The sequence below is a fragment of the Ruegeria atlantica genome, from assembly GCF_013032005.1.
Taxonomy (GTDB): Bacteria; Pseudomonadota; Alphaproteobacteria; order Rhodobacterales; family Rhodobacteraceae; genus Ruegeria; species Ruegeria atlantica_A.
Genome location: NZ_WQBE01000001.1, coordinates 33,041 through 59,379, shown reverse-complemented (window position 1 = coordinate 59,379; position 26,339 = coordinate 33,041). Strand labels below are relative to the sequence as shown.

At 56.7% G+C, this 26,339-nt stretch carries 24 protein-coding genes and 2 tRNA genes; 11 read left to right on the top strand and 15 right to left on the bottom strand.

The window, feature by feature from the left end; all coding sequences use genetic code 11:
- Positions 1-53: 53 nt before the first annotated feature.
- Together GOX21_RS00290 and GOX21_RS00285 are read right to left on the bottom strand one after the other, a co-directional pair.
- The gene (locus GOX21_RS00290) at positions 54-557 is read right to left on the bottom strand and encodes a DUF4166 domain-containing protein (protein WP_367647915.1); all 504 of its coding nucleotides are present in this window, start codon (positions 555-557) and stop codon (positions 54-56) included.
- A gap of 45 nt (positions 558-602) precedes the next feature.
- The gene (locus GOX21_RS00285; RefSeq protein ID WP_170374718.1) at positions 603-1,040 is read right to left on the bottom strand and encodes a thiol-disulfide oxidoreductase DCC family protein; all 438 of its coding nucleotides are present in this window, start codon (positions 1,038-1,040) and stop codon (positions 603-605) included.
- 323 nt (positions 1,041-1,363) lie between these two features.
- Here GOX21_RS00285 and GOX21_RS00280 point away from each other — a divergent pair, with 323 nt between their 5' ends.
- Entirely contained in the window at positions 1,364-2,368 is a 1,005-nt protein-coding gene (locus tag GOX21_RS00280; protein ID WP_170374717.1) for a helix-turn-helix domain-containing protein, read from the top strand.
- A gap of 201 nt (positions 2,369-2,569) precedes the next feature.
- Here the strand turns inward: GOX21_RS00280 and rpoD are convergent, their stop codons facing one another.
- The 4 genes from rpoD to GOX21_RS00260 form a co-directional block, all read right to left on the bottom strand.
- Positions 2,570-4,558: an RNA polymerase sigma factor RpoD gene (gene rpoD / locus GOX21_RS00275; protein WP_170348252.1), complete on the bottom strand. Its 1,989-nt coding sequence runs from the start codon at positions 4,556-4,558 to the stop codon at positions 2,570-2,572.
- A 114-nt stretch (positions 4,559-4,672) separates the two neighbouring features.
- On the bottom strand, positions 4,673-6,622 hold the full coding sequence (dnaG, locus tag GOX21_RS00270) for a DNA primase (protein WP_170374715.1): 1,950 nt from the start codon (positions 6,620-6,622) through the stop codon (positions 4,673-4,675).
- Positions 6,623-6,702: 80 nt separating this feature from the next.
- A complete protein-coding gene (locus GOX21_RS00265) occupies positions 6,703-6,999 on the bottom strand; it encodes a hypothetical protein (protein WP_170357791.1) in 297 nt (98 codons plus the stop codon).
- Between the two features lie 149 nt (positions 7,000-7,148).
- Positions 7,149-8,579: a Glu/Leu/Phe/Val family dehydrogenase gene (locus tag GOX21_RS00260; RefSeq protein WP_170374714.1), complete on the bottom strand. Its 1,431-nt coding sequence runs from the start codon at positions 8,577-8,579 to the stop codon at positions 7,149-7,151.
- A 327-nt stretch (positions 8,580-8,906) separates the two neighbouring features.
- On the opposite strand from GOX21_RS00260, the gene GOX21_RS00255 reads away from it, so the two are divergent.
- Genes GOX21_RS00255 through GOX21_RS00245 form a run of 3 tightly spaced genes read left to right on the top strand, consistent with a single transcriptional unit; the run spans position 8,907 to position 11,708 of the window.
- Positions 8,907-10,589 carry a TadE/TadG family type IV pilus assembly protein gene (locus GOX21_RS00255; RefSeq protein ID WP_170357787.1) on the top strand — a complete coding sequence of 561 codons (1,683 nt, stop codon included), beginning with the start codon at positions 8,907-8,909 and terminating at the stop codon, positions 10,587-10,589.
- Positions 10,586-11,116 carry a TadE/TadG family type IV pilus assembly protein gene (locus tag GOX21_RS00250; protein WP_170348247.1) on the top strand — a complete coding sequence of 177 codons (531 nt, stop codon included), beginning with the start codon at positions 10,586-10,588 and terminating at the stop codon, positions 11,114-11,116. The genes GOX21_RS00255 and GOX21_RS00250 overlap by 4 nt, the downstream gene beginning before the upstream one ends.
- Positions 11,117-11,120: 4 nt before the next feature.
- Entirely contained in the window at positions 11,121-11,708 is a 588-nt protein-coding gene (locus GOX21_RS00245) for a TadE/TadG family type IV pilus assembly protein (protein WP_170348246.1), read from the top strand.
- Here GOX21_RS00245 and GOX21_RS00240 read toward each other — a convergent pair.
- Positions 11,671-12,162: a hypothetical protein gene (locus GOX21_RS00240; protein ID WP_170374713.1), complete on the bottom strand. Its 492-nt coding sequence runs from the start codon at positions 12,160-12,162 to the stop codon at positions 11,671-11,673. The two genes, GOX21_RS00245 and GOX21_RS00240, sit on opposite strands and share 38 nt — an antisense overlap.
- 147 nt (positions 12,163-12,309) lie before the next feature.
- Between GOX21_RS00240 and GOX21_RS00235 the strand changes: the two genes are divergently transcribed.
- The gene (locus GOX21_RS00235) at positions 12,310-13,221 is read left to right on the top strand and encodes a pirin family protein (RefSeq protein ID WP_170374712.1); all 912 of its coding nucleotides are present in this window, start codon (positions 12,310-12,312) and stop codon (positions 13,219-13,221) included.
- Here the strand turns inward: GOX21_RS00235 and GOX21_RS00230 are convergent.
- Positions 13,218-13,805 carry a TetR/AcrR family transcriptional regulator gene (locus GOX21_RS00230; RefSeq protein WP_170348243.1) on the bottom strand — a complete coding sequence of 196 codons (588 nt, stop codon included), beginning with the start codon at positions 13,803-13,805 and terminating at the stop codon, positions 13,218-13,220. The genes GOX21_RS00235 and GOX21_RS00230 overlap by 4 nt on opposite strands.
- Before the next feature lie 99 nt (positions 13,806-13,904).
- Between GOX21_RS00230 and GOX21_RS00225 the strand changes: the two genes are divergently transcribed.
- The 6 genes from GOX21_RS00225 (at position 13,905) to GOX21_RS00200 (ending at position 18,728) form a co-directional block, all read left to right on the top strand.
- Positions 13,905-14,153 (top strand): hypothetical protein, encoded by a 249-nt coding sequence (locus GOX21_RS00225; RefSeq protein WP_170374711.1) that lies wholly within the window; start codon positions 13,905-13,907, stop codon positions 14,151-14,153.
- 127 nt (positions 14,154-14,280) lie between these two features.
- Complete coding sequence (locus GOX21_RS00220) at positions 14,281-15,567, top strand: homoserine dehydrogenase (protein WP_170374710.1); 1,287 nt, start codon at positions 14,281-14,283, stop codon at positions 15,565-15,567.
- Between the two features lie 70 nt (positions 15,568-15,637).
- On the top strand, positions 15,638-16,621 hold the full coding sequence (gene glpX / locus GOX21_RS00215; RefSeq protein WP_170357775.1) for a class II fructose-bisphosphatase: 984 nt from the start codon (positions 15,638-15,640) through the stop codon (positions 16,619-16,621).
- Between the two features lie 93 nt (positions 16,622-16,714).
- Entirely contained in the window at positions 16,715-18,457 is a 1,743-nt protein-coding gene (recJ, locus tag GOX21_RS00210) for a single-stranded-DNA-specific exonuclease RecJ (protein WP_170374709.1), read from the top strand.
- A gap of 98 nt (positions 18,458-18,555) precedes the next feature.
- Positions 18,556-18,630: transfer RNA gene (locus tag GOX21_RS00205), tRNA-Glu, on the top strand.
- 23 nt (positions 18,631-18,653) lie between these two features.
- Positions 18,654-18,728: transfer RNA gene (locus GOX21_RS00200), tRNA-Glu, on the top strand.
- A gap of 9 nt (positions 18,729-18,737) precedes the next feature.
- Here GOX21_RS00200 and GOX21_RS00195 read toward each other — a convergent pair.
- Genes GOX21_RS00195 through GOX21_RS00165 form a run of 7 tightly spaced genes read right to left on the bottom strand, consistent with a single transcriptional unit; the run spans position 18,738 to position 26,124 of the window.
- Positions 18,738-20,579, bottom strand: coding sequence for a V-type ATP synthase subunit A (locus tag GOX21_RS00195; RefSeq protein WP_170374708.1), 1,842 nt, complete (start codon positions 20,577-20,579; stop codon positions 18,738-18,740).
- Positions 20,576-21,268, bottom strand: coding sequence for a hypothetical protein (locus tag GOX21_RS00190; protein WP_170374707.1), 693 nt, complete (start codon positions 21,266-21,268; stop codon positions 20,576-20,578). The genes GOX21_RS00195 and GOX21_RS00190 overlap by 4 nt, the downstream gene beginning before the upstream one ends.
- Position 21,269: 1 nt before the next feature.
- On the bottom strand, positions 21,270-21,947 hold the full coding sequence (locus tag GOX21_RS00185; protein WP_170374705.1) for a hypothetical protein: 678 nt from the start codon (positions 21,945-21,947) through the stop codon (positions 21,270-21,272).
- Complete coding sequence (locus GOX21_RS00180; RefSeq protein WP_170348235.1) at positions 21,947-22,390, bottom strand: ATP synthase subunit C; 444 nt, start codon at positions 22,388-22,390, stop codon at positions 21,947-21,949. Before GOX21_RS00180 ends, GOX21_RS00185 begins: the two co-directional genes overlap by 1 nt.
- Positions 22,387-24,183: a V-type ATP synthase subunit I gene (locus GOX21_RS00175; RefSeq protein WP_170374704.1), complete on the bottom strand. Its 1,797-nt coding sequence runs from the start codon at positions 24,181-24,183 to the stop codon at positions 22,387-22,389. Before GOX21_RS00175 ends, GOX21_RS00180 begins: the two co-directional genes overlap by 4 nt.
- Complete coding sequence (locus tag GOX21_RS00170) at positions 24,180-24,785, bottom strand: V-type ATP synthase subunit D (protein ID WP_170374702.1); 606 nt, start codon at positions 24,783-24,785, stop codon at positions 24,180-24,182. Before GOX21_RS00170 ends, GOX21_RS00175 begins: the two co-directional genes overlap by 4 nt.
- Entirely contained in the window at positions 24,763-26,124 is a 1,362-nt protein-coding gene (locus GOX21_RS00165; protein WP_170374700.1) for a V-type ATP synthase subunit B, read from the bottom strand. The genes GOX21_RS00170 and GOX21_RS00165 overlap by 23 nt, the downstream gene beginning before the upstream one ends.
- Positions 26,125-26,339 lie beyond the last annotated feature (215 nt).

Below are 26,339 nucleotides of genomic sequence, written 5' to 3'. Positions count from 1 at the left end.
TAGGTATTGACCTAGTGTACTCTAAATTCAAACAAAGCCGGTTCACGATGAATTCAATCCGGGTCCATCTGTACGTGAACAAGTTTCAACCAGCCGCTATACCGGATCAATACCCCAAGGCCCGGCACTTTGGCCGAGACATCAAAGCAATAATCCCCTGTTTCGCTCTGCCATTCTACGGTTGATGAGCGTGGCAGCAAAAATGCCGGGCAACGAAAACCCAAAATGCTCAGGCCCCGGATGTGGATCAACAGGCGTTCAGCTTCGACTTCGGGCTCCAGCCACAGCGTCAGCCAGCCCAGCCTTTCACGAACGCAATCTGCGCCGTGATCAAATGTCAGGAGGGATCGAGTCGTGTGGCCATCAAAATCACGTATCCACTGCCATGTGTCATCGTCACGGTCTATCCGAACTTGCACCGGTATGTCGTTGGCGCTTCGAGGAAACCGTCCGAGGTGCAAAGCAAGCCTGATCAACCACCCTCGTCCCTCGACAATATCGCACCGTCCCGCGTAGTGACCTGTGTTGGAATGCAACTGCTGAAGGGCCAAGGGCACTTCTACCCCGGCAGGAAGGGATTGCAAAAACGGATCGGGTTCCACTCAAAATCCCTCGGGCAAAAAACGGGATCGCAGTGCGGCATCCGGGATCATACAGGTCGGATTGCGTCCGAATATCTTGTACCTGTTACGTGCAATGGCATGATACAGCGGGTCTTTGATCCAACTGGGCAGGAACCTACAAAAAGACAAGATCGGCCAAATCCCCGGCAGCGCGCCCATCGCCGCGGCGAAGGCATCCAGACGTTGATGTACATTGCCGTTCACGATCACCAGGTTGGTTTCAAAATCCTGCATAGGCAATCCAAGCTCTTGGTACAGCCTTTGCCCTAGCGGCGATTGCGCCGTTGCGAATTTAAAACGCTGCGCTTTATCCCTCATCGTCATGAATTGAAAAAAACCTGAACACAGAACACATTCCCCATCAAAAACAATGGCATCCTGAGCATCCACCAATTCTGAGACGGCAAAGTTTGGCATATCTGTTGCGCCCGTTAGCTTTCCTACCCGCACCCTTTCACCATGGTCCGGACCGGGCAATGCGACATGAGGCCGTCTGTTTTAAACGCGTGAATGTGCCGGGGAGCCACCGGTTTTGGTGGTTTTTTATCCAGGGCTCTGACCTCATCCCCACAAGGTGCTGACCCGACAACGGACGGGAAATACAAAATGTCTGACCTTGGGTCTTGTGTTTGCCGGCCAAAACCATTCGAATTCCAGACATTGAAGCAATACATGGGATCGACAAACGCCCAATACGCAACAACGGCATTAAACCCGATTGAAAACACGGTGGAACAGCCATGGAAGTTGATATCGCCCGCATTCAGTTATTGACCAAAGCGCTTGATCAACGAACAAACGGCGCCGAAGCATCTGACCGTATACTGGAAAAGTGTAAACTCTCACGGGATAGAATTGCAGCGCCGACAACAACGTGCAGCGCCCATCAAGAAGCCCTGTTTGCACGCTATGCCTGCGATACCGTCGGAGATATTACCTTTGCCGCGCAGACCGGGTTGCAGTTTTCGTCGTCCTCTAGCCTGACGGCGTATATCAGTAAGTATTCGCGCGACCTGCGGCAGGTGATCGAGAATACCTCGCGCTTTCATATGTTCATCGACCCGGCCATAGCCTTTGCACTACGCCTTGCCGGAAACTTTGCCACTATTGAGGCCGAATGGAAGGATGCCAGTTTTGCCCGGTATCACCGCCGGACCGAATTCCTCATGTTCGCCGGATTGGCCCGCATGCGCACCCTGACGCAATCGAATTTCCGTCCGATTGAGATACGGTTTCAGCACGAGGTTGGGAAAAGCAGAGAAAAATTTCAAAAACTTGCAGGGTTTCCCGTTGTTTTCGGTGCAGAGAGACTGGAAATCGTCTTTGCCGTATCCTCGTTGGATTTGCCGGTTCCGACCTACGATTCAAACCTGCGCGCGCACCTTCTGGAATATGGTGAACGTGTCCTGGCAGAGCGACGCTCGCCCAAGCAAAAACTGCGCGCGCAGGTCGAAGGGCTGATTACCCGCTCGCTGCCCGGCACTGTCATTCACGCCGATGAGGCCGCCGCAAATCTGGGGATGAGTCCGCGCACCTTCACACGGCGGCTCAAGGAAGAAGGGGCAACCTATCGCGATATCGTCGACGATCTTAGATGCGATCTGGCGCAAACCTTTATCACCAACGGCATGGCGCTGTCCGAGATTGCCTATTCGCTGGGCTACGCCGATCAACCGGCCTTCTCGACCGCTTTCAAACGCTGGACCGGTCAGGCCCCCAGCACTTTCCGCAGTCGTCTGGATTAATCGGATGCGCTATATGGCTAGTGGCCGGGGGTCATCAGCCGCAAAGCCTCACCCCGGCCTGTCCCATGAGTGGACAATGCGGATATAAAGAGGTGCAGGGGTCTTGCCTTGTGACTTCCCGCCAATTTGATCTTTCCAATGGACAATGTGAAAGCGCGTGGGGTGAAAGAAAAAAGGCGCCACTCTCGGGGCGCCTTGGTTTTATTGATCCAGGAAAGACCGTAGTTTTCGCGACCGGCTGGGATGTTTCAGCTTGCGCAACGCTTTCGCTTCGATCTGACGGATACGTTCGCGGGTCACACTGAACTGTTGACCGACCTCTTCCAGCGTATGGTCGGTGTTCATGCCGATGCCAAAACGCATCCGCAGCACCCGCTCTTCGCGCGGGGTGAGCGAGGCAAGAACCCGTGTCGTCGTTTCCTTGAGGTTTTCCTGAATGGCGCTGTCCAGTGGCAGCACGGCATTCTTGTCCTCGATGAAATCGCCTAGCTGGCTGTCTTCCTCGTCGCCAATCGGCGTCTCAAGACTGATCGGCTCTTTGGCGATCTTCATCACCTTGCGAACCTTTTCCAGCGGCATCTGCAGCTTTTCAGCCAGTTCTTCCGGCGTCGGCTCGCGCCCGATCTCGTGCAGCATCTGACGACCGGTGCGAACCAGCTTGTTGATCGTCTCGATCATGTGGACCGGAATACGGATTGTACGGGCCTGATCCGCAATTGAGCGCGTGATCGCCTGACGAATCCACCAGGTCGCATAGGTCGAGAACTTATAACCGCGGCGGTATTCGAACTTGTCTACCGCCTTCATCAGGCCGATGTTACCTTCCTGAATAAGATCAAGGAATTGGAGGCCGCGGTTCGTGTACTTTTTGGCAATCGAAATCACCAGGCGCAGGTTTGCCTCGACCATTTCCTTCTTGGCCTGCCGCGCCTCTTTTTCACCCTTCTGAACTTGCTGCACGATGCGGCGGAATTCAGGGATGTCGAGACCGACATATTGCCCGACCTGAGCCATATCGTTGCGCAATTCCTCGACCTTGGCAGTCGAGCGTTCGATGAACATCTGCCAACCCCGACCGGGTTTTTCAGCCATCTCGGCCAGCCAGTTCGGGTCCAGTTCACGGCCACGATAAGCGTCGATAAACTCGCGACGATTGATTCGGGCTTGGTCCGCCAGCTTCACCATCGCGCTGTCCAGCGACATGATACGGCGGTTGATGCCGTAAAGCTGGTCGATCAGCGCTTCGATACGGTTGTTGTGCAGGTGAAGACCGTTCACCAGTTCAACAATCTCGGCCCGTAGCTTTTGATAGGTCTCTTCGTCCTTGGCGCTGAACGTGCCATCTTCGTTCAGCGTGGCCGAAATCCGGCTGTCCTGCATTTCCGAAAGCATCGCGAAATCGGTCGAGATTCGCTCCAGCGTGGTCAGCACCTGATCTTTCAGCGCCGCTTCCATCGCGGCCAGAGACATGTTGGCCTGATCATCTTCGTCATCATCGTCATCATTGGCGATCGGATTGCCATCCGCGTCCAGTTCCGGTCCGCTGTCCTTGGCTGGCTTTGCCGCCTGTACGGCTGACGTGTCGACGACCGGTTCTTCGACATCGCCGTCTTCGTCCAACTGGTTGCCAAATGTGGCCTCCAGGTCAATGACGTCACGCAGCAGAATGTCTTCGGACAACAATTCGTCGTGCCAGATGGTAATCGCCTGGAAGGTCAGCGGGCTTTCGCACAGACCGGCGATCATGGTGTTGCGACCGGCCTCGATCCGCTTGGCGATCGCAATCTCGCCCTCACGGCTCAGCAGTTCGACGCTGCCCATCTCGCGCAGGTACATGCGCACGGGGTCGTCAGTGCGGTCCAGCTTTTCCGTTGCAGCACCGGACAACGCAACCTCACGGTTGCTTTCCGTGGTGGTCAGTTCGGTCGAGCCTTTGTTCTCTTCCTCTTCGGCCTCTTCATCTTCGATGATGTTGATGCCCATTTCGGACAGCATCGACATAACGTCTTCGATCTGTTCCGAGCTGACCTGATCAGGCGGCAGCACCTGATTGAGCTGGTCGTAGGTGATGTAACCTTTCTCGCGGGCCTCGGCGATCATCTTCTTGACGTTGGCCTGGCTCATGTCCAACGAGATTTCCTGTTCCTGCTCGTCGGATTTGCGGTCTTCGTTCGTATCCTTGGCGGCCATTCAATGCTCCTGCAGGGATGGGTGATTCGTTTCAACCGAATCATTAGCGCGTAGAAGTGATTCGGCCACCCGTTTACCTGTTTTTCTTTTCCAGTGCCTTACGAAAACACCACTTCACCGGCGTTTCCGTTCAAAATTGATGCCCGACATGATTGCCTTGAACGCATCTTTCTCGTCGCGGTTGATCCGCGCGCCATTGTCGGCGATGTCGAAAACGGCCCTGTCCTCGTTCTGGCTACGGCTTGTGCGGTTGCGTTCTTCGGCGGCTTGCGCCAATCGGTACGTCAACGCCTCATCGGCCAGATCGGACAGTTCCTCTGCAGCTTCGGCAATCTCAGCATCCAACCCCCGGAGCGCTTTGATCTTTGCGAGTTCCTCGGCCAGAGTCATCTCGGCCTTTTCAACGTCGCCTGGCTTGTACACACAAGGGATTACTGCGACATGGCGAAGGGCCAGCAGGTTTTCAAGGGCTTGGGGCCCCAAAGTTTCGGCAATGTGGTCTTTCAGGTTGTCAGGATCATCAATCGCGTGACGCAGGATCGCATGGCGCAGGGCTGCATGGTCGGAATCGCGGCACTCCATGTCCTCCAATTGATGCTCAAACTGCACAACGACTTCGGGGTTTAGCGCAGCAATTGCAAGAATAGCCGCTTCGCGCAGTTGAATCTCGGCACCTTCGGACGAAGCCAAAAACGATGCCCGCGCGTCAGGCGTTGCTGGCTGTTTCTGCGGTTGCCACTTGCTCCGAGGTTGCCATTGGCGGTTCCCAGATTGCCGCTGCGGGCGGAACAATTGCCACCGCAGATCCTTAATCTCTTGCCCGTAATGAGAGCGGATCGAAGGGTCACGGATCAGTTTGATCTTGTCCCTCAGCACCTTATCCAACGCTGCCTTACGTTCCGGGCTGTCAAAGACCTTGCCTTCGGTTTCGCGCTGCCACAGCAATTTGACCATCGGAATGGCCCCATCCAGCACGGCCTGCACCGCCCCTGCCCCTTCGGCACGCAACAGATCGTCGGGGTCCTTGCCTTCGGGCATCAGGGCAAAGCGCAGGGATTTCCCGGCCTCCAGCAACGGCAGAGCCAGATCAACCGCCCGCATGGCGGCCCGCAGACCCGCCGTATCGCCATCCAGTGCAATGATCGGCTCGTCCGAGATACGCCATAGCAATTGCAACTGATGCTCGGTAATCGCGGTACCTAGCGGCGCGACCGAGGCGCCAAACCCGGCCTCAGCCAACGCAATCACGTCCATGTACCCTTCGGCCACGACCAAGGGCAGCCCTTTGCCCGCAGACTGCCGTGCGGGCCCGTGGTTATAGAGGCTGCGTCCCTTGTCGAACAACTCGGTCTCGGGCGAGTTCAGATATTTGGCGTTGTCGGCCGGGTCCATCGCCCGCCCGCCAAAGGCGATGCAACGCCCGCGCGGATCGCGGATCGGGAACATGATACGGTTGCGGAACGTATCATAAGGCTTTTTGCCCTTGTTCGACGGTTTGGCCAAACCTGCACCAAGGATCAGATCCTCAGCCACGTTCTTTCCGCACAGATGATCCCAGAGCGATTGCCAGCCGTCAGGGGCAAAACCAATTTCCCACCGCTCCAACGCCTGCACATCCAGCCCGCGATTGGCCAGGTAGTCACGCGCTGCTCCCCCTGCCCCGGTCTTGAGCTGCAATCGGAAGAACTGCACTGCCTGCTCCATGACCCCGGCCAGTTGCGACCGGCGATCCTGTTTTTCCTGTGCTTTGGGATCGCGCGCAGGCATCGGCATTCCGACCTCGCGCGCCAGAATCTCAACCGCTTCGATGAACGGTACATTCTCGGTTTCTTTCACAAAGCTGATCGCATCGCCTTTGGCATGGCAACCAAAGCAATAGTAGAACCCCTTTTGATCATCGACGTGGAAAGAGGCGGTCTTTTCATGATGAAACGGGCACGGTGCCCACATGTCACCCTTGCCCTGATTGGACTTGCGCGCATCCCACATGACCTTACGCCCAACGACCTGAGACAAGCTCAGCCGGGTGCGCAGTTCATCCAGAAATCCGGGGGGCAGTGACATGGGTTAAACTTGACAGAAACAGGAACGCGCGCCAAGGGTATGACGCGCGTTTGTCCACAGGGAAATGATGGTGCTGTGGATTATTGCTGCAAACACAGCTCAAGCCACGCGGCGCCCAGATCCTTTTTGCGCACGTCGCGCATCTTTTGCTCGTAAACCCAGGGGGCGATCAACGGAATGGCCGCGTTGTAGTTCTCGGGCCAGGTCGGGCTTGTATCAGCCACCGCCTGCGGTACGTCGCGCTCCTTGACCCTGTCCAGACGCGCCTTTTGGATTGCCGCAACGACATCAGCCTGATACTGGCAGCTTTGTTCTTTGGTTTCCTCAGCAGCCAGAGGTGTGGCCAACAAAAGGGCCGCGATGGCGGTACGCAACATGGGGATCTCCCGGAATCGTTTCTTTCGCGGCAGCTTACCTGTCAGGCGCACTGCCTGCCATCTTCCTTTTCACCGCTTGCGGTCAATTTAGGTCGAACAAGAACAGGGGCAATCGGATCGTGGCCCGACCGCCCCTGTAATGCAAAGGATCAAAGCCCTTTGGCGCGGTAGCTTTTCGAGACGCGATCAATGGCTACGATATAAGCCGCCGTCCGCAAATCTTCGACATCATCACGGCTGTGCCAGACCTCGCGCATGGATTGGTAGGCAATGCGCATCGTGTCATCGAGGCCGGAACGAACCAATTCCAGCTCATCCGCACCTTTGAGGTATTTGGCCTTAAAGTCCGGGGACATCGACCACGCATCGCCCAGATACCGATCCAGCCGCTCCAACTCGCTGACGATCAACTCGTGGCGCGCTTCTTCCTGACGACGCTGCATCCGGCCAAAGCGGATATGGCTGAGGTTTTTCACCCATTCAAAGTAAGACACGGTCACACCGCCGGCATTCGCGTACATGTCCGGAATGATCACGGTGCCTTTTTTGCGCAGGATTTCATCCGCACCCGCCGTCACAGGACCATTCGCCGCCTCGATGATCAAGGGTGCCTTGATCCGTTCGGCGTTGGCTAGGTTGATGACACCTTCAAGGGCCGCCGGAATGAGGATGTCGCAGTCTGCTTCCAGAACCTCGGCACCTTCGGCAGAATGCGTTGCATCCGGATAGTCGCTAACACCGCCATGCTTGACGATCCACTGCCGGACCGATTCAACGTCAATCCCGTCGGGATTATAGAGCGCACCATCCCATTCAACGATACCGACAATACGAGAGCCGTCCTCTTCACTCAGGAACTTTGCGGCGTGATATCCCACGTTGCCCAACCCCTGCACGACAACGCGTTTGCCGTCCAGCTTGCCGGACAGGCCTGCCTTCTGCACGTCCTCAGGGTGGCGGAAGAACTCACGCAATGCGTATTGAATGCCCCGCCCTGTGGCTTCGACACGTCCGGCGATACCACCGGCATTCAGCGGCTTGCCGGTGACACAGGCACGCGCATTGATATCGGTTGTGTTCATTCGTGCGAACTGGTCCGCAATCCACGCCATCTCGCGCTCGCCCGTGCCCATATCGGGCGCAGGCACGTTCTGAGACGGGTTGATCAGATCGCGCTTGGCCAATTCATAAGCAAAACGCCGCGTGATCTGTTCCAACTCATGTTCTTCATACTGCCGGGGATCAATGCACAAGCCACCTTTCGAGCCGCCAAACGGTGTCTCAACCAATGCACACTTGTAAGTCATCAGTGCCGCCAGAGCTTCGACCTCGTCCTGATTCACGGCCAGAGCATAGCGAATACCGCCCTTGACCGGCTCCATATGCTCAGAGTGAACCGACCGATATCCGGTGAAAGTATGAATCTCACCCCGCAGGCGAACGCCGAAACGCACGGTGTAGGTCGCGTTGCAGACCCGGATTTTCTCCTCCAACCCCGGAGGCAGGTCCATCAGGGACGCTGCCCTGTTGAACATAAGGTCCACACTCTCGCGAAAGCTGGGTTCTTTAATGGCCGTCATTTAATCCTCCGTGCCAGCGAACGGTTTACGTTCTGACGTTTTGTCGCACCCATTGGGTAAACGATCAATAATTAAGCAGAAATAAAACTCGAAAAACGCATCAAAAATACTGTGACGGTCGCTGAGTCGCCCAATTCGGCACCCGACTTCGAAATTGTCGCCCAACCGAAGACAGAAGCACCCATCCCCCGCAAATTATCCCGCTTTTGCTTGTAAATCAGTCAAGTCAGCAGCTTTTTCGCCTAAATCCCGCCACGATTCGGCGTTAATTTTTGAGAGTTAATATTTCCTTAGCAGTTTGGATGTCTGCTCAGCGAGGTCATCAAGATGAATAAGCGCGTATTTCAAAGCGGCTCAAAGAGATCTGAAAAAAAGGCTTCGGTCGCCCGCCGTTTCGCCAAAGACGAAGGTGGTGCGGTATTCACGCTTTTTGTGCTTATCGGCCTTCTGATGATGTTTGCGACAACCGGTCTGGGCGTCGACATCATGAAGTTCGAGCGCGAAAGAGCGACGATGCAAGCAACGTTGGATCGCGCTGTCCTTGCTGCTGCCAACTTGGATCAAGTTGATGTAGACCCCAAGCTGGTGGCTGAAGAGTACATCAAGAAATCTGGGTTGGGTGACGTCAACTACGACATCGAGGTCATTGAAGGCATCGGATCTCGGAAAGTGATCGCGTCGGCAGATAAAACCGTCACAACAAACTTCATGAGGTTTGTGTACATCGACACTTTGACCGCCTCAGCGACAAGTACCGCGGAAGAATCTGTTGGTTCTGTTGAAATTTCCCTAGTTCTGGACATGTCCGGTTCGATGACTCGGGCATCCGCCACGGAAGGCCGATCCAAAATTGCGGTTCTGCGCGATGCGGCTAAAAGTTTCGTGGACACAATGTATGAGAAAGAAAATCCGGATAAGATTTCAATCTCGATCATCCCCTACGCCACGCAAGTGAACGCGGGCGAGGATATTCTGGGCAAGTTCACAAATGTAACAAATGAACACAATTACTCGCATTGCCTGAACTTTAGCTCATCAGATTTCCGGCAGGCTGCTTTGGACCCAACCGCCTCGTTTGACCGCACCGCCCATTTTGACCGATATCGGACAAGCAGAACGCAATGGGAAGAACCCAGGTATCTTACTTGCCCAACGCGGGACGGTAGTGAAATCACCGCTCATACAAACGATATCGATAAATTGCATGACCGGATCGACGATCTTACGGCGCAGGGCAACACTTCGATCGACATCGGCGTAAAGTGGGGCATGGCGTTGCTGGACCCCGATTTTCAGGACATCATAAATGACTTGTCGGCACAGAGAGTCAGCTCGTCTTCGACCGAGACCATTGTTCCTGCTACTTTCGGTGACCGTCCGAAAAACTATGAAGACGATGTAGAAAAAATTCTCATTGTGTTTACCGATGGCGAAAATACCTCACAATACAGGCTGGAAGAAGATCTGCGTGACGGGAATTCGGATGTCTGGTTCAACGCTGGTTACACGCATTGGGACGGCAAAGTAGGTGAATACAGCGTCAGAATTACGGAACCTGGCGTAGAACCGCCCGTTTATTATTGGTCCCGTCAGCAGGAATACCGTAACCACCGTCATGGCGATCAAGAGGATGGTGATGCCATTCGCCTGACTTATCCTGAATTGTTCAACCGTGCGTCTCTGCGCTGGAACGCCGAAAACAACTACCGCTTTGACAGCAATCGTATCAACAACTGGTATTACGGTGCATATAACTCTATCGGTTCGTCCACTAAAAATATTCGCACCTCGGATATTTGTGCGGCCGCTAAAAATAAGGGTGTGATCGTCTACGGCATTGCCTTCGAAGCACCTGCAGTCGGCGTGACCACCATCGAGGATTGCGCCAGCAGCCCCAGCACAGTTTATGCAGTCAACAGCGATGGGACGTTGGGCAGCGCCAATCTGACCCTTCAACAGGTGTTCGAATCCATCGCTGCTTCGATCAAACAATTGAAGTTGACGCAATGACCCGTGGGTTTCTGAAAAATATACTACGGTTCAGACGGTCCGAGAAAGGCGGGTTGGCGGTTGAGTTCGTCATCCTGTTCCCCTTGTACCTCGTCGTCATACTGTGCGCCGTGGAATATGCACTGGTTTCCGTAAAACAAGTTATGCTGGAACGTGCTGTCGATATGGTTGTCCGTGATATTCGCCTTGGGACCGGATCAGGGCCCACGCACGATCAAATCAAGGATGCAATTTGCGAAAGATCCCTCGTAATTGACGATTGCACGAGTAACTTGCAGCTGGAAATGATCCGTCAGAGCGCCTTCACTGGCGTCACGCTGCCTGTGTCACCGGACTGTACGGACCGTGCGGAACCGACAAAACCCGTTCGGGAATTCACGAATGGTCCGGCAAATGAGCTGATGATCTTGCGCGCTTGCGCACAGATTGATCCGGTTTTCCCCGGATCAGACATGGCAGTCGCCTTAGTCAGTGACGATGGTGTGATCTCTCTAACTTCAACGACCGCTTTTGTTCAGGAGCCTTGATACAATGCGTTTTCTTACTAGAATCCGACAGTATCTGAGAAGCTCCGCACGGCGTGAGAGCGGGAGCCTCACCCTGGAGTCCCTGCTGTTATTCCCGATCTTCGTTATGACGATCTCGCTGACCTACACGTTCTTTGACGGCTTTCGCCAAAGCACTTTGAACGTGAAAGCCGCGTATACGGTCAGCGATCTGCTCTCGCGGGAAAAAGACACTGTTACTGACACTTACATCGAGTCCATGCACACCCTGATGCAACGGATGGTAAACAGCACCGCCGAGATGAGATTGCGTGTGTCATTCATCCGGTATTTCGAAAACGGTGGCGACGACTACTACGATGTGGAATGGTCAACAACCTGCGGATTTCCCGGGATATGGGACAACGGCAATATCGACAGATTGCGCGACCGACTTCCACCCATGGCCGACCTAGAGCCGATGATTATCGTGGAATCGTCAAACGATTATGAATGGACAGTCAAGCCCGCCTGGCTGGATACCGACTATCAATTCGAGAACTACATCTTCACGCGTCCGCGCTTCGAAAATCAGATTATTGGGGTTGTTTCTCAACAGGGCTGCCAGTCGTAACCAGAGCCTGCAGTATTTCGCACATAAACTTGGTTTCGGCGGCCGTTGTTACCCCGCCGACACCCACCCGACGTCCCAATCGCCACCACAGGCCAGGCGCCCAGCTATTTTCCGCACTTTCCCGTGTCTTAAGAAGAAATCCGTTTGAGGGTTTGAACGCAAAGACACCCCGGTCAATGCTCTCGATATCTTCGACTTTGGCAATCAGCCGCCCTGCCCCGGTTCTGAGTTCGGTTTGCGTCAACTCGATCGCATCATCGGTCGCGAACCACATTCGGTAGGCCAGCCAGAAAGACGCACCACCCACCACAAGCAGGAAAACCAGCCATATCGGTTCGGATGGATGCGACAACGCGACATACAGAACAAGTACACCGACACACCCCAACATTCCGGTGCCCAGCCAACGTCTGGCGATTGAGGGCCTGATGGTGGCCAAAACCTCTTGTTGCATGTGACTCCCCGATTTTTTTGCCACGGTTTAACGGTTTTGTTCCGGGAAGGACAGAGGGGTAGATTTCCGCACAGCACCCGTTCTTTTCTGCTGATTGACCAGACTTGCGCTTATCATACATGCAAACCAAAGCTATTGGAGGTCACAATGTCCCTACGACCAGTTTTGGAAACCCGCAAATCCACACCAACGCTTGAGGGCGCGGGGGTCAAATTGCACCGCGCGTTTGGGTTTCAGGACCCATCTGAACTGGACCCATTCCTGCTGTTTGACGACTTTCGCAATGAGAACCCGCAGGATTATCAAGCGGGTTTCCCATGGCACCCTCATCGTGGAATCGAAACGATTACCTATGTTCTGGCTGGCACGGTTGACCACTCGGACTCATTGGGCAACAGCGGGACATTGGGCGCCGGAGATGTGCAGTGGATGACAGCCGGGTCTGGGATTTTGCATCAGGAAATGCCGACGGGTAACGCCGCTGGCCAAATGCATGGTTTCCAGTTGTGGGGCAACCTGCCCTCGGCACAGAAAATGACTGCGCCGCGCTATCAGGACGTGCAAAGCAAGGACATCCCGGAAATCACCGATGATGACGGAACAACTGTGCGTGTGATTGTAGGAGAGTTCTGGGGCAAGACCGGCCCGGTCGATGGGATCGCAGCCGACCCGCAATACCTGGACATTCAAATCCCCGCAGGGGTCAAGAAAACATTCCGGATAGATACCTATCGCCGTGCTTTCGCATATGTGTTTGAAGGTCAGGCTGCCTTTGCCGACGCCTCCCAACCAACCGGCGTTCTGCTGGAAAAAGAGGTTGCAGGGCGAGAAGTTAACATTCGGGACATGTCCGGTGATCGCACGCTTGTCCGCTTTGGCAGCGGCGATGAGATCACGGTGCAGGCCGGGGCCGAAGGCGTGCGATTCCTTTTGATCTCAGGTGCTCCGATTGCCGAACCTGTGGCTTGGCACGGCCCCATTGTCATGAATACTCAGTCTGAATTGGAACAGGCCTTTCGCGAATTGCGTAATGGCACGTTCATTCGACCGGCTCACTAGGTGGAGACCGACCGACGCACCATGTCCCAATAGACCTGCTCGACTTCGTCCAGCGACAAGCGTCCACCTGCGCGATACCAAGTCATCACCCCGTTCAGCATGGCAATGACGGCGAGGGTGGCGATCTTGGTATCCGCGATATCGAACACCCCGCCCTGCTGCCCGCTGCGCAAGATGGTCTCTAGCGCGTTTTCATAGCTGCGGCGCAAGGCCTCGATTTCCGAGAAGTTTTCCGGTGTCAGGTTGCGCAATTCCATATAGGCAATGAACACCTCATCTGGGCGCTCCAGGTGAAAGCGGATATGAAAACCTACGAACTGGCGCAACGCCTCGGACGCATCGGCAGGATGGTCAAGGTCGTCATAAGCCAAAAGCAGCTCTTGCATGTGTTCGTGCATCAGACGGTATAGCAGGCTTTGTTTATCCGGCGTGTAGTTATACAGAGCCCCTGCCTGCACCCCGACCTCGGACGCGATCTGGCGCATCGAGACGGCCGCATAGCCGTGACGGGCGAACAAACCCAGCGCCGCCTTGCGGATGCGTGGACCGGTAATATCGGAATGTGAACCTTGCGTACGTGCCATTCCCACACAGTATCTGAACGTTTGTTCAGATAGAACCCCGCTTGAACCAAGTCACTAAAAGGTGCATCACAGTTTCAGTTGATGTTGAAAGAGTTCTGCATGAAACCCCTGCCTTTGCTGATACTGATGCTCGCATGTGCCGGATGCACCGATATTCCAGAATTGGAAGGGCGCGAGTTGCCGGAGCTGGAGTCGGCACGCTATCCTAAGCTTATCCCGCTGCAGGAAAAACTGGGCCCCGCCGTTGATCCGGTGAACGAGGCCGCCGTGGTCGAAGAAGACTTGATTGCGCGGCGTGAGGAACTTGAGAAAAAGTCAGAAGAACTCCAGAACGCGGAAGTCAACTAAGCCCCTACGATTCAGCCCCGTCCGGGACCAGGACGCATTGCACCCTAGCGCTGAACCCGCTAAGGCAGCGCTGAACGGGCAAACGGCCCGAAACCACGGAAATTTCGAGCGGAAAGGAACCCACGGGATGACACAGGCGCTGCGGCTGGGAATTGCGGGCTTGGGAACGGTTGGCGTGGGTGTCGTAAAGATCATCCGCCGCCACGCAGACCTGCTGCAGGCGCGCACGGGCCGATCTGTCGAGATCGTTGCCGTTTCGGCGCGCGATGCGAATAAGGATCGCGGTGTGAACCTGTCGGACTACGCCTGGGAAACCGATCCCGTGGCGATGGCGAAGCGCAATGACATCGATGTGTTTGTCGAACTGATCGGCGGCGAAAACGGCCCGGCCAAAGCCTCGGTCGAGGCGGCGCTGGCCACTGGCAAGGACGTGGTGACCGCCAATAAGGCGCTGCTGGCGATCCACGGTCAGGACCTAGCCGAAAAGGCCGAAGCAGCCGGTCGTGTCATCCGGTTCGAGGCCGCCGTTGCAGGCGGTATCCCGGTGATCAAGTCGCTGACCGAAGGGCTGGCCGGAAATGAGATCACCCGCGTCATGGGCGTGATGAACGGAACCTGCAATTATATCCTGACCCGCATGCAATCGCAGGAGCTGGGCTATAACGCGCTGTTCGAAGAATGCGCGCAGCTTGGGTACCTTGAGGCCGATCCGAACCTGGACGTTGGCGGCATCGACGCGGCGCATAAGCTGGCGTTGTTGTCTTCGATCGCTTTTGGCACCAAGCCGAACTTCGATGGAATCCAGATCGAAGGCATTCAGCAGATCACCCTGGAAGACATTCATCAAGCCGCCGATATGGGCTATCGCATCAAACTGCTGGGCGTCGCGCAACGCTCGGCCCGTGGTTTGGAACAGCGTATGCAGCCGTGCCTTGTGCCCAGCAGCTCGCCCTTGGGGCAGTTGGAAGGCGGCACAAACATGGTGGTGATCGAGGGCGACGCGGTCGAGCAAGTCGTGCTGCGCGGCCCCGGTGCTGGCGAAGGCCCTACGGCAAGCGCAGTGATGGGCGATGTCTGCGATCTGGCACGCGGGCTGCAAATCCCAACCTTTGGTCGCCCCGCAACCTCGTTGCAAGGTGCCAAGCCTGCGGTGACCGGACTGCCCGCCCCCTATTATCTACGGCTTGCCCTCTTCGATAAACCTGGTGCGCTGGCCAAAGTGGCGGCTATTCTGGGCGATGCAGGTGTTTCAATCGACCGGATGCGCCAATACGGGCACACGGAAAGCACCGCTCCGGTTCTGATCGTCACCCACAAATCCACGCGCGCCACGCTGGACGTTGCCCTGAACGGGCTGCGGGACACCGATGTGGTGGCGGATGAGCCAGTTGCATTGCGCATCGAAGAGGTTTGACCCTTGCGGCCTGCCCAAGACGCAGGCTATGCCGAAGAAAACGCCGATACTGACCTGAGGATAGTGAAAAATGAGTGCTGCCAAGATTGATTTCAACGACCGACTGTTGTCTCTGGGCCTTGCGCGGGTCGCAGAACAGGCCGCACTGGCGTCCGCCTCTCTGGTTGGGCGTGGCGACGAAAAAGCCGCCGATCAGGCAGCAGTAAACGCCATGCGCGAACAGCTGAACCTGCTGGATATCGCGGGTGTGGTTGTTATCGGCGAAGGTGAACGCGACGAAGCACCGATGCTGTATATCGGCGAAGAAGTCGGCACCGGAAACGGACCTGGTGTGGATATCGCGCTGGACCCGCTGGAAGGCACCACCTTGACCGCCAAGGACATGCCAAATGCGCTGACCGTGATCGCCATGGGCCCGCGCGGCTCGATGTTGCATGCGCCGGACGTTTACATGGACAAGCTGGCCATTGGTCCGGGGTTCGCCGAAGGTGTGGTCAATCTGAACATGTCGCCCCGCGAACGGGTCGAAGCACTGGCCAAGGCCAAGGGTTGTGAGCCTGCCGATATCACCGTCTGCATTCTGGAGCGTCCCCGTCACGAAGCGATGATCGCTGAAGTCCGTGAAACTGGAGCCTCGATCCGCCTGATCACCGATGGTGACGTGGCCGGTGTCATGCACTGTGCCGAAAGCGAAGAGACCGGCATCGACATGTATATGGGTTCGGGTGGCGCGCCCGAAGGCGTTCTGGCTGCGGCTGCGCTTAAATGCATGGGCGGACAGATCTTTGGCCGCCTGTTGTTCCGCAACGATGACGAACGCGGCCGCGCCGCCAAGGCAGGCATCACCGATCTGGATCGCGTTTATTCCCGCGACGAAATGGTCACCGCCGACGTAATTTTTGCTGCCACCGGTGTCACCGGCGGTTCGCTGTTGCCGCGCATCAAGCGCGAACCCGGCTGGGTCGAAACCACCACGTTGCTGATGCGGTCGAAAACCGGCTCGGTCCGCCGCATGTCGTATCGCACGCCGATGTGGCCCCACGACAAAGCGTGATGGCTTGCGCCATTGCCTTCGGCGAGAGTATTTGGAAAAAGATGAAGAGGCCGGATCCGAGAGGGTCCGGCCTTGGCGCATAAGAGGCACACCATGAGTTATCTTGGGGTTGAGCAGTCACTATCCGGGCGACGTTGGGTCGGCCCAGTGCCCGACGTTGAGCGGGCCGCGGAAATGCTGATCCAACAGGCCGGTCTGCCCCGCGCGGTGTGTCAGGTTCTGGCGCGACGCGGCGTCTCTGCTATGGAGGCGTCCGGGTTTCTGGAACCCAAACTGAAAGAACTGCTGCCTGACCCGCGCGACATGAAGGATATGGAAAAAGCCGCAACGCGATTCCTGTCAGCGGTCACGCACAATGAGCGGATCGCAGTGTTCGCGGACTATGACGTAGATGGCGCCAGTTCTGCGGCTTTGCTGCTGGTTTGGCTGCGGCAGATGGGCCTGCAGGCTACTTTGTACGTGCCCGACCGAATTGACGAGGGCTATGGCCCCAACGTGCCCGCGATGCAGGAACTGGCCGCCACGCATGACCTGATCATCTGCGTCGATTGCGGCACGCTGAGTCACGAACCGATTGCAGCCGCGAAGGGCGCGGATGTGATCGTGTTGGATCACCACTTGGGCGGCGAAACTCTACCCGATTGTGCCGCCGTGGTGAACCCGAACCGGCAGGATGAAAGCGGCGATCTGGGCTTTCTCTGCGCCGCCGGTGTCGTGTTTCTGATGCTGGTCGAAGCCGGACGTCAACTGCGTGAGGCAGGTGTAAAGGGGCCTGACTTGATTGGTCTGCTGGATCTCGTGGCGCTGGCGACCGTGGCTGATGTGGCCCCGCTGATCGGGGCAAACCGGGCGCTTGTGCGACAAGGCCTGAAGGTTATGGCCCAACGGCAAAGGCCCGGTCTTGTGGCGCTTTCGGATGTGGCGCGCATGGACTCGGCGCCCAACAGCTATCACCTGGGGTTTCTGCTGGGTCCGCGCGTGAACGCGGGCGGGCGCATTGGTCAGGCGGACCTGGGCGCGCGGTTGCTTAGCACAGAATCGATGCATGAGGCGCAGGCGCTCTCGCAACGCTTGGATGAATTGAACACCGAGCGTCGTGACATCGAAAACGCCGTGCGTGCCGCAGCCTTGGAGCAGGCCGAGGAACGTGGTCTGGATGCGCCGCTTGTTTGGGCTGCGGGTGAAGGCTGGCACCCTGGTGTAGTCGGCATCGTGGCTTCACGCCTGAAGGAAAACGCCAACCGCCCCGCGATTGTCATCGGTTTCGACGGGGATGAGGGCAAAGGCTCGGGCCGTTCGATCTCTGGCGTCGATCTGGGTGCGTCGATCCAGAGGCTTGCCGCCGAAGGGTTGCTGGTCAAAGGCGGCGGTCACAAAATGGCGGCGGGTCTGACCGTGATGCGCGACCAGTTGGAACCTGCCATGGCGCGGCTCAGCGAATTGCTGGCCAAGCAAGGCGCGGGTGAAGGCGGTCCGGCCGATTTGAAACTAGACGGCACCCTGATGCCTGGTGCAGCCACTATTGATCTGATCGAACAGATCGAAAAGGCAGGTCCGTTCGGGGCCAGCGCCCCAGCCCCGCGATATGCGCTGCCCGACCTGCAGGTGCGTTTTGCCAAACGCGTTGGTGACTCCCATCTGAAACTGTCCCTGTCCGACAGTGTTGGCGGCGGTCTGGATGCCATTGCCTTTGGGGCCTTTGACGGTCCGATGGGCGAAAAGCTGTCAAATCACGGCGGCGCACGCTTTCATTTCGCCGGACGGCTGGAAGTGAACACGTGGGGTGGACGCCAAAGTGTGCAACTTCGGCTGGAAGACGCAGCAGAGGCCATTTAAGCCCGATTTCAGGCCTTGGAAAAAACTTTCACGTCCTTGCATTTTTCGGCTTGCGGGGGTCCGGGCGAAACCGTAAAAGGCCCTCCACAAGCCAGCGTGGCCCGTTCGTCTATCGGTTAGGACGCCAGGTTTTCAACCTGGAAAGAGGGGTTCGATTCCCCTACGGGCTACCACTTGTGCTTGCGCCATACCAAATGGCCCGTTCGTCTATCGGTTAGGACGCCAGGTTTTCAACCTGGAAAGAGGGGTTCGATTCCCCTACGGGCTACCACTTCCCTATTTAGACACCAAACTTCTCGCGGCACAGATTTTGTATCTGCCCCCAGATCGACTTGAATTCCGGTGTGTTTTCCGCCGCATAGTGAAAATTCTTCATCAATCCTGTGAGCTGCGTAAACACCTGCCGAACCTCGGCCTTGTCAGCGAACTCCGCAGTTGATTGGGTCACGTCGTAGACCAGCTTGAAGGTCATTTTCTGACGTTCCAGCGGCACCGTCGCGTCCACTTTGTCAAACGCGTCCTGCTGCAGATAAACCATATCCACAAACAGCGCTTTTTGCTGGGTTACGAAATCTTGGATCGTGACGCCCTCTTCCCCCGTCACCTGCATCATCTGATCGACCTGTTCGCCTTTTTCGATCAGTGCCAGCAAATCCCGGACCTTGCCGGTCCAACCCGGTTCGGCGTTTTTGTCGTACCAGTCGGACAATTGATCCGTATAGCGCGACCAACTGAGCATCGGATCGACCGCAGGATAAAACCGCTTGTACGCGCGTTCCGAAGACAGGCCGAGGAAACATTTTACTGTGGACAGGGTCGATTGTGTGACCGGCTCGTCAAAGTTGCCGCCGGCGGGCGAGACGGTTCCGATAAGCGTCAGACTGCCCAAATCGCCGTCATTGGTTTTTATTGCTCCGGCACGCTCGTATAGTCCCTTGATCGAGCTTTCCAGATAGGCAGGAAAACCCTCTTCGCCCGGGATTTCTTCAAGTTTTCCGGATGTTTCGCGCATCGCTTGCGCCCAGCGGCTGGTACTGTCGGCAATCAGCAACACGTCATAGCCCATCTGTCGATAGTATTCGCCCAGCGTAATACCGGTGAAGATCGAGGCCTCGCGCGCGGCAACCGGCATGGACGACGTGTTGCAGATGATGATCGTACGATCCATCAGACTGCCACCCGTGGTTGGGTCGGTCATCTTGGGAAACTCATGGATCGTCTCAACCACTTCACCCGCACGTTCGCCACAGGCTACGACAATGACGATATCCACCTTGGCATTGCGCGCGATCAGGTTTTGCAGAACGGTTTTGCCCGCCCCAAACGGCCCAGGAATACAGGCCGTCCCCCCGCGTGCGATGGGAAAGAACGTGTCGATCAAGCGCTGAGAGGTCAGGACCGGTTCGGTCGGATACAACCGCTCGGACAGCGCGCGTTTCAGAATGCTTTCCGATAAAGGCCGCCGCACTGGCCATTTCTGGCATAAGGTCAGCGTGTGTTCGCCGCCTTGCTCATCTTCCAGACGGGCCACTATGTCGTGGATCGTGGCCGCGCCTTTTTGTACCCAGATGACCTTGTAATCGCCCATCCAGTTAAACGGCAGCATGATCTTGTGGGTGAAATGTCCCTCGGGGACCGTTCCGATGCTGTCACCGGCCGTCACCGTATCCCCGACCTTGATCGAAGGGCTGAACGACCATTTTGCCTGATCGTCCAGCGGAGCGACATCGGCCCCGCGGGGCAGGAAGGTGCCAAAATCAGCCGCTACTTTGGGCAAAGGCGATTGCAACCCGTCGAACACCTGCCCCAACAAACCCGGCCCCAGCTCGACCGACAGCAATTGGCCAGATTGTTCGACCGGGTCGCCCACGGCAACCCCGTCGGTGCTTTCATAGACCTGCACATCCGCCGTATCACCACGCACCCGCAGCACCTCGGCCTTCAGGCGTTCCTGCCGCCCACCTGGCCCGGGGCGTGTTGGCAGAATAAAGACCACTTCGTTCTTGACCAACTGCCCGGGTTGCCCCGAGGCGTCATGATTGGCCTGAATCTGCACCAACCCCTCTTGCACCGAGACGACACGGGCGGTGGCGGTCTGTTTGGCAGAGGTTGGGGCGGTCATGCGTTTGCTCCGTCAAAATCGATATCGGCGACATTAGCCATGGCCTGCTGGGCCAGATGCTCAAATCTTTTGGCCGCCTCCTGCGCATTGCTTTGCGCCCAGCGGTCGAAAATGTTCCAGATCAGCACGTAGATCACCACTGCTTCGAAATCGAAATAATGTCGGGCAGCGTGGCGTTTCAGTTGCTTGTGGCTGACCGACAAGAGCAGCCGTTCCAAGCCCAAAGGATCTGCGGCGTCCAATAGTTGCTGGGCCTCCTTGATCCAAGGCATCGGACCTTCCAATCGAAAGCTCGGGTCGTTCCAATTGGCAGGGATATGGCGGGCCCAACGCCCCATACCGAACGATCCGGCAGGTGGGCTGACCCCCCGTTTGCGCAGGCGCAGCGCGGCCACTACAGTACGCAAGTCCATCCGCTCAATAAGCATCTTGCGCAAGGTGGGCTGCGAGATATCGTGCAACGCCTCGTTGCAGCGCCCAATGGCCTGCGCGTCGGTTACCCCGATGTCGTAGTCGCCCCAGTTCAAAGCATGCTCCAACACCTTCAAAACGCGGGCATCCTCGGGTGTCAGCGCCGTTAAACGTCGATCCAGCCGCAACCGCGACAAGGGCGGCTGTTTGGCGACAAACAGCCGCTCCGACCCCGGTAAGCTGCTGATCAGCGCGATATAGGCGTCAGGGTTTGGCATTCTAACGGATCACCCCCTCCAGAACGGCCCGGAAACGCGGCTGTAGATGCTCCATCAGCAACGAGGCCACCGCTTTATCCGTCAGATCCAAAGCCACGCCTTGATCGTCTGCCCGCACCTGTATGCCACCCTCGGCATCATCCGAGGCGTGCAGTTCGACCTGCTCGCGCAGCATTTCAGCGGTCAGGCCCAGTACGTATTTGGTAAGCTTACCAGATTGGATATCGTCGGCATTCTGTTTGATATCCTCTTGCGTGGCGATCTTCGCGGGCAAAATGACTTCTACCTTTCCGTCCAGATTGGCGCCTTCTGCCGCACGGCCCACAACTTCGAGTATCATCTGCTTCAGCAGGTCTGGATCGGCCATTTCCTTGGTGACCAAACGTTCGACATCTTCGCGGAAGCGGTCCGTCAGCCCGGCTTTCATGGTCAGCACCGCATCCCGCATGGCAGTGTTAAGCGCCTCTTCGCCCGCTGCACGGTAGTTGTCAGAATCCGTGCGGGCCTTCTTTTGATACGCGTCCGCCTCGCGTTTGGCGTCGGCCAGTATCTTCGCCGCTTCGGCCTTGGCATCGGCGCGCAGTTTATCTGCATCTGCCTGGCCAGCGGCCACCCCATCATTGCGCAACTTGTCGATCAGCGCGTCAACACCGTGAGAGATCATGCCATCCTGTGCCATCAGCTTATCCCCGCGCTGATGACCAAGGCAAAGACGAAGGCGAAAACGCCAAAGCCTTCGATAATCGCGGCAGGTGCCAGCGACAGCCCGAAGATTTCCGGCTTTTCTTTGGTTGCATTGATCGCTGCGGCACAGGCCCGGCCCTGCCAGATACCGCAATACATCAAGGCGATGCCCGACAAGATGCCGATCCCGAACAACCCGCCCGCATTTTCAGGCGTCACCTCACGGTTCAGGGTGAACATGATGACGATGCCATAGATCACCATGGTCGACGGAAAGGCCGAAACGCCGACGAACCGACCATAGCCCCCCTCGGTCTCGGTCATGGCGCCGATGCTGGCCATACCAGCAATGGAGCAGCCAATGGCGCTTGCAGCCGCACCCAGTGCCATCGGTGCGTAAATCCCCAGCCAACCCAATGTAAGAACAAGCTCATTCATTCCTGAACCTCCTTGCGGGCAAACGGGCGAAAGACGATGCCTTCATCCGGCAAACCCCATTTAAAGAATTCGATGTAATTGAGACGCAGCCCGTGGACGACGCCGCTCATCATCGCGAGGGCGAAGTTCAGGGCGTGACCGACGATCAGGATCAGCAGAGCGAACAGGATCCCGGGTCCCTTCAGCGCGTGCATCACTGACACCGCCAGATCGTTGAATGTGATCGCCAGCGAGGCCGAGGCCAAGCCCAGCGCGAACAGGCGCATATAACTAAGGACGTCACCAAACGCCCCCATCGCTCCGGCCAGGGCTTGGATGCCGCCAATCAGACGCCATAACCAATCGATTGGCTTGTCGATCTGACGGTCGCTGGAAAACCAAAGGATCGCCAGAACGCCCGCGCTAAGGATCACCGCACCGGGTGTTGCAGAGTTTCCCTTCATATAGCTGAGCCACAAAACAAATCCGCCAATCAGCGCAGCAATCCAGCCCAGATTGGCAATCGCCTTGCGCTGACCCCAGGCGGCGTGGGCGGCCAGTGCATTGGCCAGCACCAAATGCAGAACTCCCACAACGATCGAGACCATCATCATGGCACCAAAGTTGTTCAGATCGAGCAATTTGGTCTTAGCGAGGACGGAACCATCCGGCGGTGACACGCCGAAATAACTGCCTACCAGAACGCCATAAACAATCGTCGCGCCCGAAATAATCAATCCGTACCGACGCCATGATTTCTGCCCTGCAGTTCCGTCCATTCGTTTCCAAAACAGCAGCAAGCCCAGCAATATGATCGCGCCGTACCCCGCATCAGCCACAATCATGGCAAAGAAGAACGCGAAGGACACGGCGACGATGACGCTTGGGTCCCAATCCTTGTAACCCGGCACTTGATAAAACAGCGCCAAGTCTATGGCAGCATTACGTTTTTCTGGCTGTTCCAACAGCGTGGGTGGTGAGTCTTCGGGGCCTGGATCCTCGATCAGAATAGCGGCGTTCTTACCCTTCGCCATGTCCAAAACAGCATCAATGCGATCCTCTGGCACCCAGCCCTGAAGGGCAAACATCGCCTCTTCATCGCGCACTTTCTGCGTCGCATGGGCAAGCTCTGCTGCGCTCTCGGCCACCGAGAGGTTACGCCGCATCAGCGTCAAGTAGCGGGTCTGGGCGACCCGTTCGGCCTCAAGCGCTTCAATGGCAATTTCTGCCTCTTCCAACTGGGCTTCCAGCTCATGAATGGGCAGTGACCCCGTATGGGTGCGCGGCACTGGCAGAATGTCGTCGGCGGGCTCATCCGACGAGATCAGAACGGCATATATAAACCGATGATCCTGCTCCAGAATCGCCCAGGGCAGCGTCAGGTCATTCAAAGCATCTCGACGCTTTATCGGCAGTTGGTAGAACCATAGCCGGTTGCCCGCCAGAACGTCATCGGGCGGAAAATCCAGATCGCCCCACGGCCGCACCTTCGCAATGCGATCGGCCAGAAAATCCCGCCTGTCGGTCATGTCGCGGCTGCGCTGCATCAGGTCGCGCACATCCTTGACGAACTGATCCATATTAAAGTCCGTGTCGCGTTGAATTTGGCGGCGTGACTCAGGTACATCTGTCAGGAATCGCAACGCCTTATAGGCATCTCTTGCACCGCGCGCGCTGATCTTTTCCGGCTCAGATGGTGGCGGGGCCAGTGGCAATACATGCATGCACCCCAGTTCCTGCAAAGCCTCAAGCGTTTCGGTTTTCTGCGCTGCTCGTCCTACCAGCGAGAGCTTTTTGAGGCGGGCGATACTCATGACGCCGCCTCTTGCGCATGTTTACGCTTGGAGATTTTCGAGCGGACGACGGCCTGCATCTGCTCATCACTCAGGTAGATGCGGATCTTCTTGATATTGGCCTTGGCGCGCGGGATCAGAACCTTTTCGAACAGGTTCACCCGCTGCGTGATCGTGGCAACGGCCTTGTCGAAAATCCTGACCCGCTCTTCGGCCACTTTGACCCGCAGGCGCGCCTCGATCATATCATGCAGCAACTGCGCCGCGGCATCCACCCAATGGGGTTTTGCCAACAGCGAATAAGGGCGCACAGCAACCTCGATCCGGTCCAGATCAGGCACCTTGACGCCCACCACGTTGACCTCTTTGACCCTGTAGTCTTTCAGTTCCACCAGCCCGTCCAGATCGATGCTTTGCTGTGCCAGCATTGGCAGCTTTGCCCCCACCTGCTGGGCCAGCTCTTGCACCTCGTCCTCCAGCCGCCTCACCTCCTCACGGGCTTTCACACGTTCCGCCATCAATTGCTGGCGCTTGAGGTCCAGTGACGGCAGGAACCGCTCATAGCTTTTCAGCTGCGTCTGCTCGCGGGCGAACGACGATTTATTCAGCTGCAACCGCGCCATCGGCATCCTTTGGGAAATATTTGTCGACCAGAGATTGCTTCATCAGCAATTGTTCTGGGGCAAAACACTCAGCCAGGGTTTTCCAGCCCAGATCAAGCGCATCCTCCAGCGGGATCGAGCACTTGATATCCATGAAACGCTTACGGAACAGCGCGCCAAACTTCAGCAGTTGGTGATCGTAATCCGACAGGTCAAACGCCATCGCCTGCTTCTGCGCGGCGTCCCGGCTTTCCGAATAAAACCGGATCATCGTGTTCATAATCTGCCCGTGGTCTTCGCGGGTCGTCTTACCAACTACGTTCTGCTTGAGGCGCGACAGGCTGCCGAACGGGTCGATCACACCCGAATGCAGGTAAATCTGGCCTTCGGTGATATAGCCCGTGTTGTCCGGCACCGGATGGGTCACGTCATTGCCTGGCATTGTCGTCACGGTCAACACGGTGACCGACCCGCCCTTGGCGTAATCACACGCCTTTTCGTACCGGCGCGCCAACTGCGAATAGAGGTCACCCATATATCCGCGTTGCGATGGAACGCGTTCCTGACTGATCCCCACTTCTTTCATCGCATCGGCGAAAGCGGTCATGTCAGTCATCAGAACCAGCACGCGCTTGCCCTCTTCCACCGCAAATTTCTCGGCCACGGCCAATGCCATATCCGGCACCAATAAGCGTTCGACTAGAGGGTCCATCGCCTGATTGACGAACATCACGGTGCGCGAGAACACGCCCGCATCCTCAAAGGAGGTGCGGAACGTGTAATAGTCATCAAAGATCAATCCCAGCCCGCCGAACACCACGATATCGGCATCCGCCTGAATACCGATTCGGCTGAGAAAGGCGTTGAACGGCTCACCTGAGACCGAGAAAATCGGGATTTTCTGGCTTTCGACAAGCGTGTTGAACACGTCGATCATCGGCACATCCGTGCGGATCATCTTGTTGGGAACCGCACGCTCGTCCGGGTTTACGGTCGGACCACCGATGTCGATGCGCGGCTCGGCAGTCAGGTCGGGTCCGCCGTCGATCGCCACCCCCGCCCCGTCGAACACGCGCCCCAAAATGTTGGCCGAATAGGGCGTCTGCATTGGGTGGCCAAGAAAGGTCGCCGTCGCCTCGGTGGATATGCCCTTGGTGCCCGAGAACACCTGCAACGTCACCACGTCCCGATCAATTAAGATCGCCTGAGCCAGAGTTTTGCGGCCATCCACCGTCTCGATCACCGCCAGATCGTTGAAGCGAACAGCTGGGTCGCGCGCGCCATCAATCGGCACCCGAACCTTGATCGTGTCACCGACAATTTCCAGAACACGCGTGTACTTCAACAGGCTTCGGGACATCACTTACCCTCATGCGTCAAAGAGATTTTCAGTAAATTCGCCACGGTGGTCAGTGGCATTTTTTGTAATTGTAAGGACAGCTTACAACGAATTCAGAAATTGGCAACCGAGGATAAATCAACCCTTCGAAACCGGCGGAATTTTCATTTACTAAAAATTTAGTTTGACAGGTGCGCAGAAAATCGCTGATGCTGTCGGTCATCCGGTTAGCGCCG